The organism is Sphingobium sp. CECT 9361 (assembly GCF_918741285.1).
In the GTDB taxonomy this organism is placed as follows: domain Bacteria; phylum Pseudomonadota; class Alphaproteobacteria; order Sphingomonadales; family Sphingomonadaceae; genus Sphingobium.
The window spans coordinates 763,308-778,385 of the sequence record NZ_CAKKNC010000001.1; the positions used below are offsets into that span (position 1 = coordinate 763,308).

A 15,078-nucleotide genomic window follows, 5' to 3' on the forward strand; every position below is an offset into this window, starting at 1 on the left:
CGTAAGGCTTAGGCCTGTCAATCACGCCATATGAACGTGCCGAACATCCATGCTGTGGTCGGTGGGGGAAATGTGGATGGCGTTGTAACTGGGGCGGGTATCGCGCAGCCGTTCGGACAGGGTGCCAGCGCCGATCAGGCGGACGGACTGGCCATCGATCTGCTCGGTTCGGTCGAAGGGATCGTGGACATGGCCGGACAGCACGGCAGTCGCGCCTTGCGCCGCCAGCGCACGCAGGGCGGCCCGTCCGCCGCGCGTGGAGGCGGTGCCGCTGGTGCCTGCTTCGATCAGCGGGTGATGGCATGCGATCAGGCGGTGATGCGTATCTACCTCGCCCAATAATTCCAGCGTGTCGTCGAGCCGGTCGCCGGTGACGATCCCCTTGGACCAGTTGAACCGCCACTGCGCCCGCGCCGTGGTGCGCAACGGGACGATGGTGACGTGGGGCAGGGCCAGCGGACGCTCGATCAGGCGCTCCAGCGCATCGTAACGCCGATAGGGGCGGAAGAACCGCGCAAAGACATCGAAATAGGGCAAGTCGTGGTTACCGACTTCGACCGATACGGGGGCTGGCAATGCTTCCAGCCAGCGGTGCGCGGCGGCAAATTCGGCACTGCGCGCGCGCATCGTAAGGTCGCCGGTGATGACGATGGCGTCCGGCTTTGCGTCGGTCGCTTCCGCCACGAACCAGTCGAGCGCATCCCGATCCTCTCGTCCGAAATGAAGATCGCTGGCGTGGAACAGCAGCGTCATGTCAGGATGCGGGCGCGTCGGTCAGCGTCTTGATGAAGCGCAGGCTGCTCTTTTCCAGCGTGAAGGTGCAGGGGTGGGTGCCGTCGCGCTTCTCGCCATCGATGAGTAGGCCGATGGCGCTATCGCATTCGACCGTCACCGATGTGCCGGTTTCCAGAACATCGGCCGGTCCCTTGCGGAAGTCGCCGGAGAGCCAGGCGATACCGTGCTGGACAAGTTCGGCAGGATTCTTGGCACGGATACCGATGGCTTCGAGCGTGTCGCCTTGCGGCTGGATATAGATCGCCTGATATTCCTCAGTTTCGCCGGCCAGCCGCACCATGTCGCCATTGAACGTCTGGGCGATGGCACCGGGGACTGTTGCCGCAAGGCTCAACAGGTCGAGCGCGCGCATGTCCTCGCGCACATCGACCCACGCCGCGGTCGGTCCCGCGATGATACCGACCAACGCCCGCTGACCGCATCCGACCACGACGGGCAGGTCGGTGTCGACCGCTTGCGGCGAAAGCGCGCGGGCCACGATGTCGGTCGCTTCGACATCGCCATGCAGTTGTTTGGACAGCAGGTTCATCGTGCCGCCGGGCAGGATCAGCACTTGCCCGCCCCAGCCTTCCAGCTTGCGGGTGCTGGCGTTGATGGTGCCGTCTCCGGTGAAGATCGCGACGATCTCCACGCCAGCCGCTTCGACTTCGGCAATTGTTGGCAGATCGTCATCGGGCAAGGTGATGCAGCGGTCGAATAGGCCGCCATGCGCCACCACGGTTTCGCCGATGCGGGCGCACATGGCCGCATCGTAACTGCCACTGTTGCTGTTCGAGATGAGCCAGAGTTTTTTCATTACGCTCCCGAACGCACCAGATCGCGATTCTTTCCGCGTTGCGATATGGGCGCGATGCGATTGTTCGGCTAAAGGCGGCGCATGCTTCGTTCTTCAGGCTCCTCCGGCGTGACTGCCATCGTACTTGCGGGCAGCCGTCCCGGTCCCGATCCGCTGCTGGATGGCAGCGGGGTAACGACCAAGGCGTTGTTGCCGGTCGCCAATAAGCCGATGCTTGCCCATGTCCTCGATGCGTTGGTCGGCCATGCGGCCATCGCGCGGATCGTGGTGCTGGCGCAGGATGTGGATGGCCTGGTTGGCGATCCGGGGCTTGCGGGGTATCGCGACAATCCCGCCGTCCGCTTTGCGCAAAGCGGCAATGGCATCAGTGCGTCGGTGATTGCCGTGCTGGACGATGTTGCGCCGCCGCCGGTGTTGCTGACGACGGCGGACAATGTGCTGCTGACCGGCGCAATGATCGATGCGTTCGTGGCGGGTGCGCAGGGCAGCGACATTGCGGTCGGGATGGTCGAGCGCGCGATATTGCTGGCGGGCTATCCCTCAAGTCGACGCACATGGCTTAAATTCCGCAGCGGCTGGTGGTCCGGCGCGAACCTGTTCTGGATCGGTAGCGACAAGGCGCGGCCCTTGCTCGACCGGTGGCAGGCGGTGGAGCAGGACCGCAAGAAGGGGATGAAGATCGTCGGCGCGTTCGGGCCGCTGCTGTTGATCGGGGCACTGTTGCGGGTGCTGACGATTCATCAGGCGGTGGCGCGGCTTGGGCGGCGCTTTGGCCTGACGGCGCGGGTGGTGGCCATGCCGCAGGCGGAAGCGTGCATCGATGTCGACAAACCCGATGACCTGATACAGGCCGAGGCGATCCTGAAGGCGCGCGGTTAAGCCGACACCTGCGGTTCTCGCATGGCGCGGCGGCTGGCCCATCCCATCAATAAAAAGCCGATGAGCGCGGCAGCTATGCTGGAGTAGGCGGCGCCAATGGTGCCGTAGCGCGGAAGCAAGATCGTGAGCATTCCCAGCAGCACCAGCGTATTGATGAAGACGATCCGCAGCGACAACCCGGCGCGGCCCGTCGCCATCAACAGCGGGCTGAAACTGACACCCACCAGATCGATCGAGGCGGCGATGCCGAGCAGCAGCAGGAGGGGATAGGCGCCTGCGAAAGCTTCCCCCGCAACGAGGACCAGCAGCGGTTTTCCCGCGACGATGATGAGCGTGATGATCGCTGCGCCGGTGATGAGCGCGAGGCGATTCATGCGGCGGAAGAGCGCGCGGACCTGCTCCGCACCTTCGCTGGCGCTGGCGCGCGCGAGTTCGGCGAAGATGGTGCGGGAGAGCATGCCGGACACCTTGGTCAGTGCCTGACTAAGCTGATTGGCGAGGCGGTAGAAGCCTGCGCCGGTGGGGCCGACGAACACGCCGATGATGAGCACGGCGACCTGCTTGCCGACCGAGGACAGCGTCGTAGAGAGGTTGGTGGCGGTGAGGAAGCCGATGAGTCCGGGGTTCTCTGCGCGGGCGGCAAGGGGGTTGCCGGAGCGCCACGAGCCTATCCGCCCCCGCGCGGCGCGGAGGGCGAGCGTCCAATAAGTCGATGCGCAAAACAGTTCTGCGCAGGCCCAGACGATGAGGAATGCGGTGATCGACGGGGTAAACGCCATGACCACCAGCGCACCGACCATCCGACCGATGGGGATCATGGTTTCGGCAATCGTTCCGGTATCGAAACGATCGAACAGGCGCAGCAGGCCGGTGGGGGTCGATCGGATGCCGAGCAGCATCGCGGCGCAGAAGATCAGCGCCTGACCCGCCAGATCGGGCGACCAGCCGAAAAACGGGCCGAGCAGGAACGCCACTGCCGCCGCCAGCAAGCACCCCGCCAGCGCCGAGGCGATGTCGATCAACATACAGAACCGCACCAGCCGGTTGAGCGCATGGGGATCGCCGCCGTGCAGATGCTTCTGCCCGAAGCGGACGACGATCTGCCAGGATTCGAATGTCACCATGACGCTGATGGCTTGCGCGGTGCTGAGGATCAGGGCGAAGCGCCCGAAATCGGCTACGCCCAGCGTGCGGGTGACGATGGCGAGGTAGAACAGGCTGAGGATCGCGCCGATGCCCTTGCCGCCGAGCAACCATGCCGTATTGGCGATCACCCGCGAAAAGGCAGCATCGCTTGCCTGCGCTGGCTTGGCGGCCCTGTCCTTCTTGTGCACGATGTCGAGCGGTCCCTGTTAGCAGCGCGCCGAATATCTAGGCGTCGGCGCAGCGATTGTCGATGGTGCGGGAATTGGCTAAGCGCGGGGCATGACGATCGACAAAGCCATCATCCTGAGTGCAGGGCAGGGGTCACGCCTGCTGCCGCTGACGGCGAACATGCCCAAATGCCTCATCAAGATCGACGGCAAGGCGATCCTCGATCATCAACTCGATGCGCTGAAAGCGGCGGGCGTCGATCATACTGTCGTCGTGGGCGGCTATCGGTTCGAAAAGCTGGCGGCGCATGTCGCGGCGCGGGGCGACGGCACGAGTGTCCGGCTGAATCCCTTCTGGCTTGCGGCCAGCAGCATCAGTAGCGTGTGGGCCGCGCGGGATCTGCTCGACGGAGATTTCGCCTTGCTCAATGGCGATACGGTATATGCCGCCGACTTGCTGGCAAAGGGCTTTGCCGCGTGCAAGCCGGGGCTCAATCTGTTCGTTCAGCCCATTGCGGAAGCGGAACTGGACGACATGCTCGTCGAGGTTGAGGATGGCATGGTGCGCGATGTGGGCAAGACGCTTTCGCCTGCGCAGGCGCGCTATCGCTCGCTGGGCATCATCGTCGGGCGGGAGGACAAGGGGCTGTATCGGGCGGCACTCGACACCGTCATTTCGCGCGAAGGCGGCATATTGAATTTCCATCACGCCATCGTTGCAGAGATCGCGCGGCAGGATGGCGTGCACGCCATCGTCGTGGATCGCGACGACTGGATAGAGATCGACCGGCCCGAAGATATCGCCGCATGGCACGACAGACGCGCATGAACCGACCCTATGCGTAAATCGGACCGGGCGGATGTCGCGTTCCTGTTCCTTGGCGAGATGCTGCTGGTGCCGCATCTGTGGCCTATCGTTGAGGCACTGGCGCAGGCGCGGCCCGATCTGACGATCGATGTGTGGATCAGCACATCGGCGCATGAGGAATTGCTGGGCGAATGGATGGCGCCGCTGACCCCTGCGCGTGTCCGTCTGCGCCGCGCGCCCGGTTTTTTGCAACACGCGACTTTGGGCAAAGGCCAGAATCCGCCGTTGCCTGCGAAGCTGCCGATGCTGTTGCGGCTCGCGCCTGCGCTGTGGAATGTGCCGGTGACGGTCTGTGCCGAACAGACGAGCCTGTGGTTGCCGCGTGTCCTGCCGATGCGGTCGCGCTTCGTCTTCACGGTGCATGGGGCGGGACCGCTCAACTATAATCGCGACGGACGTTTGCGCCACGCCAGTCGGCTGTTTGTGCCGAGCGACTACCTGACGGCAGATCATGTCGCACATGGCATATCGCGCGATGCGATAGCGGTGACGGGCTATGTCAAATCTGCCTTTCGACCTTCGGTTACTGCCGCCGATCTGTTCCCCGATACGCGCCCCGTGCTGCTCTATGCCCCGCATTGGCAACGGTATCGGTCGTCCTGGTGGGAATGGGGTCACGCCATTGTGGAGATGCTGGCCGCGCAGGATCGCTATAATGTCGTCCTCGCGCCGCATCAGCGCTTGTTCGAGCGGGACGAAGAGGCGCTGGCCTATCTGAATCGCTTTGCCGACCTGCCGCATGTTCATGTCGACAGCGGCAGCTTCGCGATGGTGGATGGCAGTTATACGCAGATGGCGGGCCTGTATCTGGGCGACAGCTCCAGCCAGGTCATCGAATATCTCGCACGTCCCCGGCCTTGCGTGACGCTCGATACGCCGGAAATGGCTTGGCAGCCGGACGATTACCGGCGCTGCGGCGCGGTCGTTCGGTCTTTGGGCGACCTCTGGCCCGCAATCATGGCAGCGGAAGAACAACATCCTCTGTATCGCGATGTGCAATCGGCTTTTGCCATCGAAGCGCTGGGCCATGCTGGCAATGACGCGCCCCGCCGCAGCGCGCAGGCGATCATCGCGTTGTTGGCGAAGTCCTAAGCGGGCTGTTCCAGCCAGCTCGTGATCGCGCCGCCGCGTTTGCGCACGGCATAGGCCTGCGCCAGTCGTACGGCATGGACGATAAGCGAAATCACCGTCCACCATGCCAGCGCGATCAGGCCGAGATCGGGGCGCCCCACAACGACCGAAGCGACCAGAATCGCCATATTGGGATTGCGGCGGGCAGTGACCAAGCGGAACTGCGAATCGAAGGGGCGCCAGACATGGATGTCCATGCCGAAATCCTTGATAAACGCGCCTTCGATCAGCCGTTGCAGGACATAGCCGACAACCACCGCGACCATGATCAGCATGAAGCTGCGCGGTTCCAGTGCCATGCCATGCGCCGCAAGCCCGACGCCCCACGCATACCACCAGAAGGGCGGATGGATCAGGTCCACGCCATGATCGAAGATATTGCCCCATTTCGAGGCGGTGATGGTGCAGCGTGCCAGCTTTCCGTCCACGGTATCGAGGACCATGAACAAAAAGCCGATAGCAAGCCCGCTCCAGTAATGGCCCGCCGCGAACAGGAAGGTGGCGATGACGCAGCCGGTCGCGCCGATGGCCGTGACCATGTTCGGCGTCATCTTCAACTGCGCGGCGATGCGCGTGAGGAACAGCGCGAATTCGGGCCACAGATATTTGGTCAGCGCATCGGTGACGCCTTTGTACGCGCCGAAATAGCTTTGCCGTTCGATGGCCTTGCGCGACGAAGGGTCGAGCTTGCGGACAAACGGCACTTCCAGCTTGCGCAACTGCCGGTTGTAGAATTTCTCGCCCAGTGAAAGGTCGATAATGTGCAGGCCGGACGCGCTGGCGGCATCGAGTGGATCGATGCCTTCGGGTGCATGGGCGAGGATCAGGTCGTTGCCGTAGCGAAACACCGTGCCGGGTTTTTCGAGAGCAAGGCGCAGCAGCAGCGGATCGAATACATAGGCCAGATTGGCGGTGACGACATGCCCTTCGGCGGCTTGCTGCCCGGTCTTTGCGGCGCTGGCGATCATCCGGCGCAGCCTCTCGGCGTTGGACATCCCCCAGATTGGCGTGTCGTTGGAGCCAATGGTGCGAAGCGTCTGCGTCATCATGGGTCGGCTAATAGTGAAGCGACACGGGCGTGTCGCGGACTTTTTGTTACGGGGTGAGCGTGCGGCGTTCAGCGCAGACTAAGGGTGGTCCACCCGCGATCCTGCGCAATTTGCGCCAGCTTGGCGTCCGCGTTCACGACGTAGGACTCGCCTGCCCAGTCGAGCGTTGGCGCGTCGGAAAGGTCGTCGCTGTAAAAGCGAGTGCTGTCGGCGGTGAGGGCGTTATCGGTCAGCCATGCGCGGATCCTCGCCAGCTTTTGCGGCCCATAACAATTTTCCCCGACGATCCGGTGCGATACGCCGCCGCCCGTGCGGTCATGGCGCGTCGCGATCACCGCATCGAAGCCCAGCGCAGTGCCGATTGCGCGGGCATAGAAGTCCGGCGCGGCGGTCGCCATGACCAGCATACGTCCCGCGGCACGATCCGCTTCGACCCGGGGGATCGCACCGGGCAGGATATTCTGCGCAAGGGTATGGGCAGCATAGGCATCAGCCAGCTCTTGCGCGGTGTCGGTGGAAATCGTGCGGCCTAGAAACAGGCGAAAGCCGAATTGCTTGAGCGGCTTGCGCGCCACCATCCCCGCCTTGTGCGATGCCATCGCCAGCACCCAGAGCGGCAATGCGACAAGCCGCCACGGTGCGCGTCGGCGGGCGGCGAAAATCAGGAAAGGCGTGAAGGTGCCCTTGCGCGTGATCGTGCGGTCCATGTCGTAAATGGCGATGTGCATGGCGTTTCCTAATCGCTAAATGCCGCACTGCAACAGTTTCGATTACTGTCATCGCCTGTGGTACCTTGACTAAGCCGTCCCCATATTGTTGAGGGGTCCGCATCGGGACTCATACGGGACACGACGATCATGGCCGAATTCAGACTGCCTGCGAACAGCCGCATCAACGGCAAGGGCGCAACGACATACAAGGCTGAAGGCGCCTCCAACGTCAAAAAGTTCAAGGTCTATCGCTACGATCCCGATAGCGGTGAGAACCCCCGTTACGACACGTTCGAAATCGATCTCGATAGCTGCGGCCCGATGGTACTCGACGCGCTCATCAAGATGAAGAGCGAGCAGGATCCGACGCTGACCTTCCGCCGCTCGTGCCGCGAAGGCATTTGCGGGTCGTGCTCGATGAACATCAACGGCAAGAACGGCCTCGCCTGCACCACCGCGATCGAGGATTGCGCGGGCGAAGTGAAGATCACGCCGCTGCCGCATATGGACGTGATCAAGGATCTGGTGCCTGACTTCACGCATTTCTACGCGCAGTACAGCTCGATCAAGCCGTGGCTGCAAACCGTGACGCCGCCGCCATCGGGCAAGGAACGCCTCCAGTCCCCTGAAGATCGCGAAAAGCTGGACGGTCTGTACGAGTGCATCCTGTGCGCCTGCTGCTCGACATCCTGCCCATCCTACTGGTGGAACAGCGACAAGTTCCTCGGCCCCGCGATCTTGTTGCAGGCTTATCGCTGGCTGGCGGATAGCCGCGACGAATATACTGGCGAGCGTCTCGACGAGCTGGAAGACCCCTTCCGCCTGTATCGCTGCCACACCATCATGAACTGCGCCAATGTCTGCCCCAAGGGTCTCAGCCCGGCGAAGGCGATTGCCGAGACCAAGAAGATGATGGTCGAACGCGCGCTTTGATTGTGTGACCGAGGCTCCCGATAGTAAGGCAGACGAGTCCGTCTGGCGGTCGTTCGATTTTACGGGGACGGGAACATGGCCAGAGCTGTGGCCCGCCGTCCTTTTTCGCACCGAGCGGCCGGACTTTGCGCATTTTCGCGTCGATCCGCCCGCGATGGCAGGCAATAAGCTGGGTGGCCTGCATGGCGCATTTCTGGCCGGCCTTGCCGAAAATTGTCTGGGCATCCTGTTCTATGCTGCGACCGGGCGGCCCGATTGCGTGACCGTTTCCATGGCGATAGATTATCCCGATAGCGGCCATGTCGGCGCGCCCATCGACGGTGAAGTCGGATTGATGCGCGAAACGGGCCGGATGCAGTTTCTGCGAATCGTCCTGCGGCAAGGCGATGCCGTTCTGGTGCACGGAACGGGCGTGCTGCGGAAGGTAACGGCCCGATGACCGGCGTTCTGGCTCGCTATCATGCGCTGATCGCGGCTGGCGAATTGCGGGCCGATCCCGATCAGGAAGCCGCGGCGCACCGGCTGGATGCGCTGCAGCAGGAGCTGGAGGCTGTGCCACCGCGCGGATCGACGCTGTGGCGGATGCTGCGCAAGCTGCCGGAACCGCCACGCGGCGTTTATATGTGGGGCGGCGTCGGGCGCGGGAAGTCCATGCTGATGGACCTGTTCCATGATTGTGTGCAGGTGCGGCTCAAGCGGCGGGTGCATTTCCACGAATTCATGATCGACGTCCATGCGCGGCTGGCCGAAGCGCGCAAGAGCGAGACAGGCGATCCCATTCCTCCGGTTGTCGAAGCGCTGAAGGATGAGGCGCAGTTGCTGTGCTTCGACGAAATGGTCGTCAACAATATGGCCGATGCGGCGATCATGTCGCGGCTGTTCGCGGGGCTGATCGCGGCGCGCGTGACCATCGTCACCACGTCCAACCGCCCGCCCGACGATCTCTACAAGGATGGGCTGAACCGTCAGTTGTTCCTGCCGTTTATCGACCTCATCAAGGATCGCCTGGATGTGCTGGGTCTCAACGGGCCGACCGATTATCGCCGCGACCGGCTGGGCGATGCGACCTTGTGGCATGTGCCGAATGGACCGGAAGCGACTGCGGCGCTGAGCGCGGCATTCTTTCGCCTGACCGACTATCCGCCAAGCGACCGGGCGCATGTCCCGACCGAAGAACTGCCGGTGGGCGGCGGGCGGACACTGCATGTGCCCAAGAGCCTGAAAGGCTTGGCGGCCTTTTCGTTCAAGCGGCTCTGTGCCGAAGCGCGCGGGGCGAGCGATTATCTGGCGATCGCGCGGCGGTATCATGCTGTCATCATCGTCGGGATTCCGGTGCTCGGCCCGGAAAACCGCAATGAGGCAGCACGGTTCGTCACGCTGATCGATGCGCTGTACGAATATAAGGTGAAGTTGCTGGCGTCCGCCGATGCTGTGCCGACTGCCCTCTATCCCACGGGCGATGGCGCCTTCGAGTTCGAGCGCACCGTGTCCCGCCTGATGGAGATGCAGTCGGACGAATATCTCGCTTTGGGCCATGGTGAAAAATAGGCGAGGCGCTCCGCAGGGGGAGCACCTCGCCAGTTGAGCGCTGTCTCAGGGAGATTCGCCTTGGGGTGGAGGCGAGGGGGAAACAGCTGTACGCTGCACTAATGCAATTGCGAATGAATTGCAAAGATAATTGCAACCTGGTCACTTTGCGCAGTTGAAACCTTAACTTATTCGGCTTAAGCGGTCCTCCAATTCCAAGTTCGTAACCTTTGGAGGATGACAATGGCCCGTAAGAAGATCGCGCTGATCGGCGCTGGCAATATCGGCGGTACGCTCGCGCATCTCGCGGCATTGAAGGGCCTGGGCGACATCGTCCTCTTCGATGTGGTTGAGGGCGTTCCCCAGGGCAAGGCGCTCGACCTGTCGCAGTGCGGCCCGGTCGAAGGATTCGACTCGCAGATTACCGGCAGCAACGATTATGCCGATATCGCGGGCGCGGACGTCATCATCGTCACCGCCGGTGTTGCTCGCAAGCCCGGCATGAGCCGCGACGACTTGCTGGGTATCAACCTCAAGGTCATGAAGGCCGTGGGCGAAGGCATCAAGGCCAACGCGCCTGACGCATTCGTCATCTGCATCACCAACCCGCTCGACGCGATGGTGTGGGCGCTGCGCGAATTCTCCGGCCTGCCGCATAACAAGGTCGTCGGCATGGCGGGCGTCCTCGACAGCTCGCGTTTCAGCCACTTTCTGGCCGACGAGTTCAAGGTGTCGATCAAGGACGTGACCAGCTTCGTGCTGGGCGGTCATGGCGATACCATGGTGCCGGTGATCGAATATTCGACCGTTTCAGGCATCCCCATTCCCGACCTCATCAAAATGGGCCGTTCCACGCAGGAGCGCATCGACGCCATCGTCGCACGCACCCGTTCGGGTGGCGGCGAGATCGTCGCGCTGCTCAAGACCGGCTCGGCATTCTACGCGCCCGCCACCAGCGGCATCGCCATGGCGCAAGCCTATCTAGGCGACGAAAAGCGCGTCCTGCCCTGCGCCGCTTATGTCGAAGGCAAATATGGCGTTGACGGCCTGTATGTCGGCGTGCCCGTCGTGATCGGCGCAGGCGGTGTCGAGGAAGTCATCGAAATCGCGCTGACCGACGAAGCCAAGGCGAACCTGACCGTGTCGGTGGACGCGGTGAAGGAACTGCTGGTTGCGTGCAAGGGTATCGATCCCTCGCTGAACTGATACGAGCTGCACCGACCTCCCCAGGAAAAGTGTGCAGCCCGGGGCCGGTCGATTAGGATGAAAATGCCACTCACCTCCACGAAGGGGCAAGCATGTCTATCCTCGTCAACAAGAATACCAAAGTCATCACGCAAGGGATGACCGGCGCGACCGGCACCTTCCATACCGAACAAGCGCTGGCCTACGGCACGCAGATGGTTGCGGGTGTGACCCCCGGCAAGGGCGGTCAGACTCACATCGGCCTGCCGATGTACGACACCGTGCTGGAGGCCAAGACGGCAACCGGCGCAGATGCTTCGGTCGTGTACGTTCCGCCGCCATTCGCGGCTGACTCCATTCTGGAAGCCATCGACGCGGAAATCCCGCTGATCGTCTGCATCACCGAAGGCATTCCCGTGCTCGACATGGTGCGCGTGAAGCGTGCGCTTTCCGGCAGCAAGTCACGCCTGATCGGCCCGAACTGCCCCGGCGTGCTGACGCCTGGTGAATGCAAGATCGGCATCATGCCCGGTTCCATCTTCAAGAAGGGCAGCGTCGGCGTAGTCTCGCGCTCCGGCACGCTCACTTATGAAGCGGTGTTCCAGACGTCGAACGCGGGCCTTGGCCAGACGACGGCTGTCGGCATCGGCGGCGATCCGGTGAACGGCACCAACTTCATCGACGTGCTGGAACTGTTCCTGGCCGACGACGCCACCGAATCGATCATCATGATCGGTGAAATCGGCGGCGATGCGGAAGAGCAGGCGGCTCAGTTCCTCATCGACGAAGCCAAGCGCGGTCGCAAAAAGCCGATGGCTGGCTTCATCGCGGGCCGCACGGCGCCTCCGGGCCGTCGCATGGGCCATGCCGGTGCAATCGTGTCTGGCGGCAAGGGTGACGCGGAAAGCAAGATCGCAGCGATGGAGGCAGCGGGCATCCGTGTTTCGCCCAGTCCGTCCGAACTCGGCACAACTTTGCTACAAGTACTGAAGGGCTAATCTGGCCCGAACGCGAACCGGGGCTGCACCCCCGGTTTGCGCTGGCGTTCCGCGACTGCACGCGGGGATGCGCAAGATTGGACGGAATATGGGTTACGAAGGTCAGGAATTTGAAGTCGAGCAGGGTCCAAGCTGGGCCAAGCCCAACTGGCCCCCACAGGATACCGACGCACTGACGGCTGCCCTCGACCCCACGCAGATGGCGGTCGAGATCAAGGCGAAGGCCGCTGCGTCCGGCAAGGCAGTGTCCGATAAGGATGTGGCCGAAGCAGCGGGCGATTCGATCCGCGCCATGATGCTGATCCGCACCTATCGCGTGCGCGGGCATCTGGCCGCGAATCTCGATCCGCTGGGCCTGTCGCAGCGTGAGCTGCCGGCCGATCTGACGCCGGAATATCACGGTTTTTCGGGCAGTGCGCTCGATAAGAAAGTCTATCTGGGCGGCGCACTCGGCCTGGAATATGCGACCGTGCGTGAAATGGTCGACATCCTGCGCGCGAACTACTGCGGCAATGTCGGCCTTGAGTATATGCACATTGCCGACGTCGAAGAGCGTCGCTTCCTGCAAGAACGCATGGAAGGCAAGGACAAGGAAATCGAATTCACGCCCGAAGGCAAGAAGGCGATCCTGACCAAGGTCATCCACGGCGAGCAGTACGAAAAATTCCTGGGCCGCAAATATGTCGGCACCAAGCGTTTCGGTCTGGACGGCGGCGAATCCATGATCCCGGCGCTCGAAGCTGTCATCAAATATGGTGGCGCGCAGGGCGTGAAGGAAATCGTGTACGGCATGGCCCACCGCGGTCGCCTGAACGTGCTGGCCAATGTGATGGCCAAGGGTTTCCGCGTGATCTTCCACGAATTCTCGGGTGGCACGGCCAATCCCGAAGATGTCGGCGGATCGGGCGATGTTAAATACCATCTTGGCACCTCCACCGACCGCGAATTCGGCGGGACGAAGGTCCACATGAGCCTGGTTCCCAACCCCTCGCATCTGGAAACCGTCGATCCGGTGGTGCTGGGCAAAGTCCGCGCGCAGCAGGTGTTCCGCGACGATCTGGCCGAACATGCGCAGGTGTTGCCGGTGCTGATCCATGGCGACGCAGCCTTTGCAGGGCAGGGGATCGTCTGGGAATGCCTCGGCTTCTCCGGCATTCGCGGGTACAATACCGGCGGCTGCATCCACTTCGTCATCAACAATCAGGTGGGCTTCACCACCAGCCCGCAATTCGCGCGCTCCTCGCCTTATCCCAGCGACGTGGCGAAGGGGATCATGGCGCCGATTCTGCACGTCAATGGCGACGATCCCGAGGCCGTGACCTTCGCGTGCAAGCTGGCCATCGAATATCGCCAGACCTTCCACCGCGACATCGTGATCGACATGTGGTGCTATCGCCGCTTCGGCCATAACGAAGGCGACGAGCCCAGTTTCACGCAACCGCTGATGTACGCGAAGATCCGCCAGCATCCGCCGGTCAGTGACGTGTACGCCGAACGGCTGAAGGCGCAGGGCGTGATCGACGATACGTTCATCGCCGCGACCACCAAGGAATTTGTCGACCATCTGGAAGGCGAATTCGAAGCGGCCAAGAGCTACAAGGCCAACAAGGCGGACTGGTTTGCCGGACGCTGGTCTGGCCTGTCGCAGCCTGCGGACATCGAAACCGACCGCAAGAGCATCGATTCAGCGATATCGTCCAAGCTGTTCGACAGCCTGGGCCGGACGTTGACCACCGTTCCGGCAACGCACAACATCCACAAGACGCTGCGCCGTATCCTCGACGCCAAGGCGGAGATGTTCAAAACCGGCGCGAACTTCGACTGGGCGACTGGCGAGGCACTGGCCTTCGGTTCGCTGTTGTCTGAAGGCTATGGCGTGCGCCTCTCGGGTCAGGATTCGGGTCGCGGGACGTTCAGTCAGCGGCATTCGGTATGGGTCGATCAGGACACCGAAGCGAAATATATTCCGCTGTCGACCGTGCCGCATGGCCATTTCGAAGTGCTGGATTCGCCGCTGTCCGAATATGGTGTGCTCGGTTTCGAATATGGCTATGCGCTGGCCGATCCGAAGTGCCTCGTGCTGTGGGAAGCGCAGTTCGGCGACTTTTCGAACGGCGCGCAGATCATCATCGATCAGTATATCGCGTCGTCCGAATCCAAGTGGCTGCGCGCCAACGGCCTCGTGATGCTGTTGCCGCATGGCTATGAAGGGCAGGGGCCGGAACATAGCTCTGCGCGTCTGGAACGCTATCTGCAGCTTTGCGCGGAAGGCAATATTCAGGTCGCCAACTGCACGACGCCTGCGAACTACTTCCACATCCTGCGTCGCCAGATGCTGCGGTCGTTCCGCAAGCCGCTGATCATCATGACGCCCAAGTCGCTGCTGCGGCACAAGCTGGCGGTGAGCAAGGCGGAGGATTTCCAGGGCGATACGCACTTCATGCGCTTGCTGTCGGATACCAATCCGGCATCCGACAAGGACACCAAGCGTCTTGTCCTGTGCAGCGGCAAGGTCGCCTATGACCTGATCGAAGCACGCGATGCCGCTGGCGACAAGAACACGCAGATCGTCCGCGTGGAGCAACTCTATCCGTTCCCGACCGAAGCGCTCGCCATTCGCATCAAGCGGATGACGAACCTTGAAGAAGTCGTCTGGTGTCAGGAAGAGCCGCGCAACAATGGCGGCTGGTTCTTTGTCGAGCCGTTCATCGAGCAGAGCCTGCACGACGCAGGCAAGGCACCGATGCGGGCGCGCTATGCGGGCCGCAAGGCATCGGCATCGCCCGCCACCGGCCTCGCCAAACGTCACATCGCCGAACAGGGCGCGCTGGTAGCCGATGCACTCGGCCACAGTGTGCGCGAAGAAATCCGTCGCCAGAAGAAGGGCTAAATCA

Annotated in this window: 14 protein-coding genes; 9 read left to right on the forward strand and 5 right to left on the reverse strand. The window is 62.5% G+C overall.

All coding sequences use genetic code 11. From position 1 onward, the window contains the following. Positions 1–21: 21 nt before the first annotated feature. Positions 22–753: a metallophosphoesterase gene (locus LQ220_RS03420; protein WP_230186860.1), complete on the reverse strand. Its 732-nt coding sequence runs from the start codon at positions 751–753 to the stop codon at positions 22–24. 1 nt (position 754) lies between these two features. Next, positions 755–1,591: a diacylglycerol kinase family protein gene (locus tag LQ220_RS03425; RefSeq protein ID WP_230186861.1), complete on the reverse strand. Its 837-nt coding sequence runs from the start codon at positions 1,589–1,591 to the stop codon at positions 755–757. Between the two features lie 81 nt (positions 1,592–1,672). Between LQ220_RS03425 and LQ220_RS03430 the strand changes: the two genes are divergently transcribed. Next, positions 1,673–2,470: a nucleotidyltransferase family protein gene (locus LQ220_RS03430; protein ID WP_230186862.1), complete on the forward strand. Its 798-nt coding sequence runs from the start codon at positions 1,673–1,675 to the stop codon at positions 2,468–2,470. Here LQ220_RS03430 and LQ220_RS03435 read toward each other — a convergent pair. Then, positions 2,467–3,804, reverse strand: coding sequence for an oligosaccharide flippase family protein (locus LQ220_RS03435; protein WP_230186863.1), 1,338 nt, complete (start codon positions 3,802–3,804; stop codon positions 2,467–2,469). The genes LQ220_RS03430 and LQ220_RS03435 overlap by 4 nt on opposite strands. A 91-nt stretch (positions 3,805–3,895) precedes the next feature. Here LQ220_RS03435 and LQ220_RS03440 point away from each other — a divergent pair, with 91 nt between their 5' ends. Both LQ220_RS03440 and LQ220_RS03445 read left to right on the forward strand, forming a co-directional pair. Continuing rightward, on the forward strand, positions 3,896–4,612 hold the full coding sequence (locus LQ220_RS03440) for an NTP transferase domain-containing protein (protein ID WP_230186864.1): 717 nt from the start codon (positions 3,896–3,898) through the stop codon (positions 4,610–4,612). 9 nt (positions 4,613–4,621) lie between these two features. Then, positions 4,622–5,743 carry a hypothetical protein gene (locus tag LQ220_RS03445; protein ID WP_230186865.1) on the forward strand — a complete coding sequence of 374 codons (1,122 nt, stop codon included), beginning with the start codon at positions 4,622–4,624 and terminating at the stop codon, positions 5,741–5,743. Here LQ220_RS03445 and LQ220_RS03450 read toward each other — a convergent pair. Then, positions 5,740–6,828: a CDP-alcohol phosphatidyltransferase family protein gene (locus LQ220_RS03450; RefSeq protein WP_230187253.1), complete on the reverse strand. Its 1,089-nt coding sequence runs from the start codon at positions 6,826–6,828 to the stop codon at positions 5,740–5,742. The genes LQ220_RS03445 and LQ220_RS03450 overlap by 4 nt on opposite strands. Before the next feature lie 71 nt (positions 6,829–6,899). Then, on the reverse strand, positions 6,900–7,559 hold the full coding sequence (locus LQ220_RS03455; protein WP_230186866.1) for an HAD-IB family hydrolase: 660 nt from the start codon (positions 7,557–7,559) through the stop codon (positions 6,900–6,902). Positions 7,560–7,688: 129 nt separating this feature from the next. On the opposite strand from LQ220_RS03455, the gene LQ220_RS03460 reads away from it, so the two are divergent. The 6 genes from LQ220_RS03460 to LQ220_RS03485 all read left to right on the forward strand — a co-directional run bounded on the left by LQ220_RS03460 (position 7,689) and on the right by LQ220_RS03485 (position 15,074). After that, a complete protein-coding gene (locus LQ220_RS03460; protein WP_230186867.1) occupies positions 7,689–8,474 on the forward strand; it encodes a succinate dehydrogenase iron-sulfur subunit in 786 nt (261 codons plus the stop codon). A 4-nt stretch (positions 8,475–8,478) separates the two neighbouring features. Then, entirely contained in the window at positions 8,479–8,913 is a 435-nt protein-coding gene (locus LQ220_RS03465) for a PaaI family thioesterase (protein WP_230186868.1), read from the forward strand. Next, complete coding sequence (gene zapE, locus LQ220_RS03470; protein WP_230186869.1) at positions 8,910–10,022, forward strand: cell division protein ZapE; 1,113 nt, start codon at positions 8,910–8,912, stop codon at positions 10,020–10,022. Before LQ220_RS03465 ends, zapE begins: the two co-directional genes overlap by 4 nt. Before the next feature lie 222 nt (positions 10,023–10,244). After that, positions 10,245–11,207: a malate dehydrogenase gene (gene mdh, locus LQ220_RS03475; protein WP_230186870.1), complete on the forward strand. Its 963-nt coding sequence runs from the start codon at positions 10,245–10,247 to the stop codon at positions 11,205–11,207. Between the two features lie 92 nt (positions 11,208–11,299). Further along, positions 11,300–12,184, forward strand: coding sequence for a succinate--CoA ligase subunit alpha (sucD, locus tag LQ220_RS03480; RefSeq protein WP_230186871.1), 885 nt, complete (start codon positions 11,300–11,302; stop codon positions 12,182–12,184). 88 nt (positions 12,185–12,272) lie between these two features. Continuing rightward, positions 12,273–15,074, forward strand: coding sequence for a 2-oxoglutarate dehydrogenase E1 component (locus LQ220_RS03485; protein ID WP_230186872.1), 2,802 nt, complete (start codon positions 12,273–12,275; stop codon positions 15,072–15,074). Positions 15,075–15,078 lie beyond the last annotated feature (4 nt).

Bases quoted from the DNA above. Each gene is read 5' to 3' on its own strand.
- LQ220_RS03425 (WP_230186861.1), bottom strand. From the start codon at position 1,591: ATGAAAAAACTCTGGCTCATCTCGAACAGCAACAGTGGCAGTTACGAT.
- LQ220_RS03440 (WP_230186864.1), top strand. From the start codon at position 3,896: ATGACGATCGACAAAGCCATCATCCTGAGTGCAGGGCAGGGGTCACGC.
- LQ220_RS03450 (WP_230187253.1), bottom strand. From the start codon at position 6,828: ATGACGCAGACGCTTCGCACCATTGGCTCCAACGACACGCCAATCTGG.
- sucD (WP_230186871.1), top strand. From the start codon at position 11,300: ATGTCTATCCTCGTCAACAAGAATACCAAAGTCATCACGCAAGGGATG.
- LQ220_RS03420 (WP_230186860.1), bottom strand. From the start codon at position 753: ATGACGCTGCTGTTCCACGCCAGCGATCTTCATTTCGGACGAGAGGAT.
- LQ220_RS03455 (WP_230186866.1), bottom strand. From the start codon at position 7,559: ATGCACATCGCCATTTACGACATGGACCGCACGATCACGCGCAAGGGC.
- LQ220_RS03460 (WP_230186867.1), top strand. From the start codon at position 7,689: ATGGCCGAATTCAGACTGCCTGCGAACAGCCGCATCAACGGCAAGGGC.
- LQ220_RS03445 (WP_230186865.1), top strand. From the start codon at position 4,622: ATGCGTAAATCGGACCGGGCGGATGTCGCGTTCCTGTTCCTTGGCGAG.
- mdh (WP_230186870.1), top strand. From the start codon at position 10,245: ATGGCCCGTAAGAAGATCGCGCTGATCGGCGCTGGCAATATCGGCGGT.
- LQ220_RS03430 (WP_230186862.1), top strand. From the start codon at position 1,673: ATGCTTCGTTCTTCAGGCTCCTCCGGCGTGACTGCCATCGTACTTGCG.
- zapE (WP_230186869.1), top strand. From the start codon at position 8,910: ATGACCGGCGTTCTGGCTCGCTATCATGCGCTGATCGCGGCTGGCGAA.
- LQ220_RS03485 (WP_230186872.1), top strand. From the start codon at position 12,273: ATGGGTTACGAAGGTCAGGAATTTGAAGTCGAGCAGGGTCCAAGCTGG.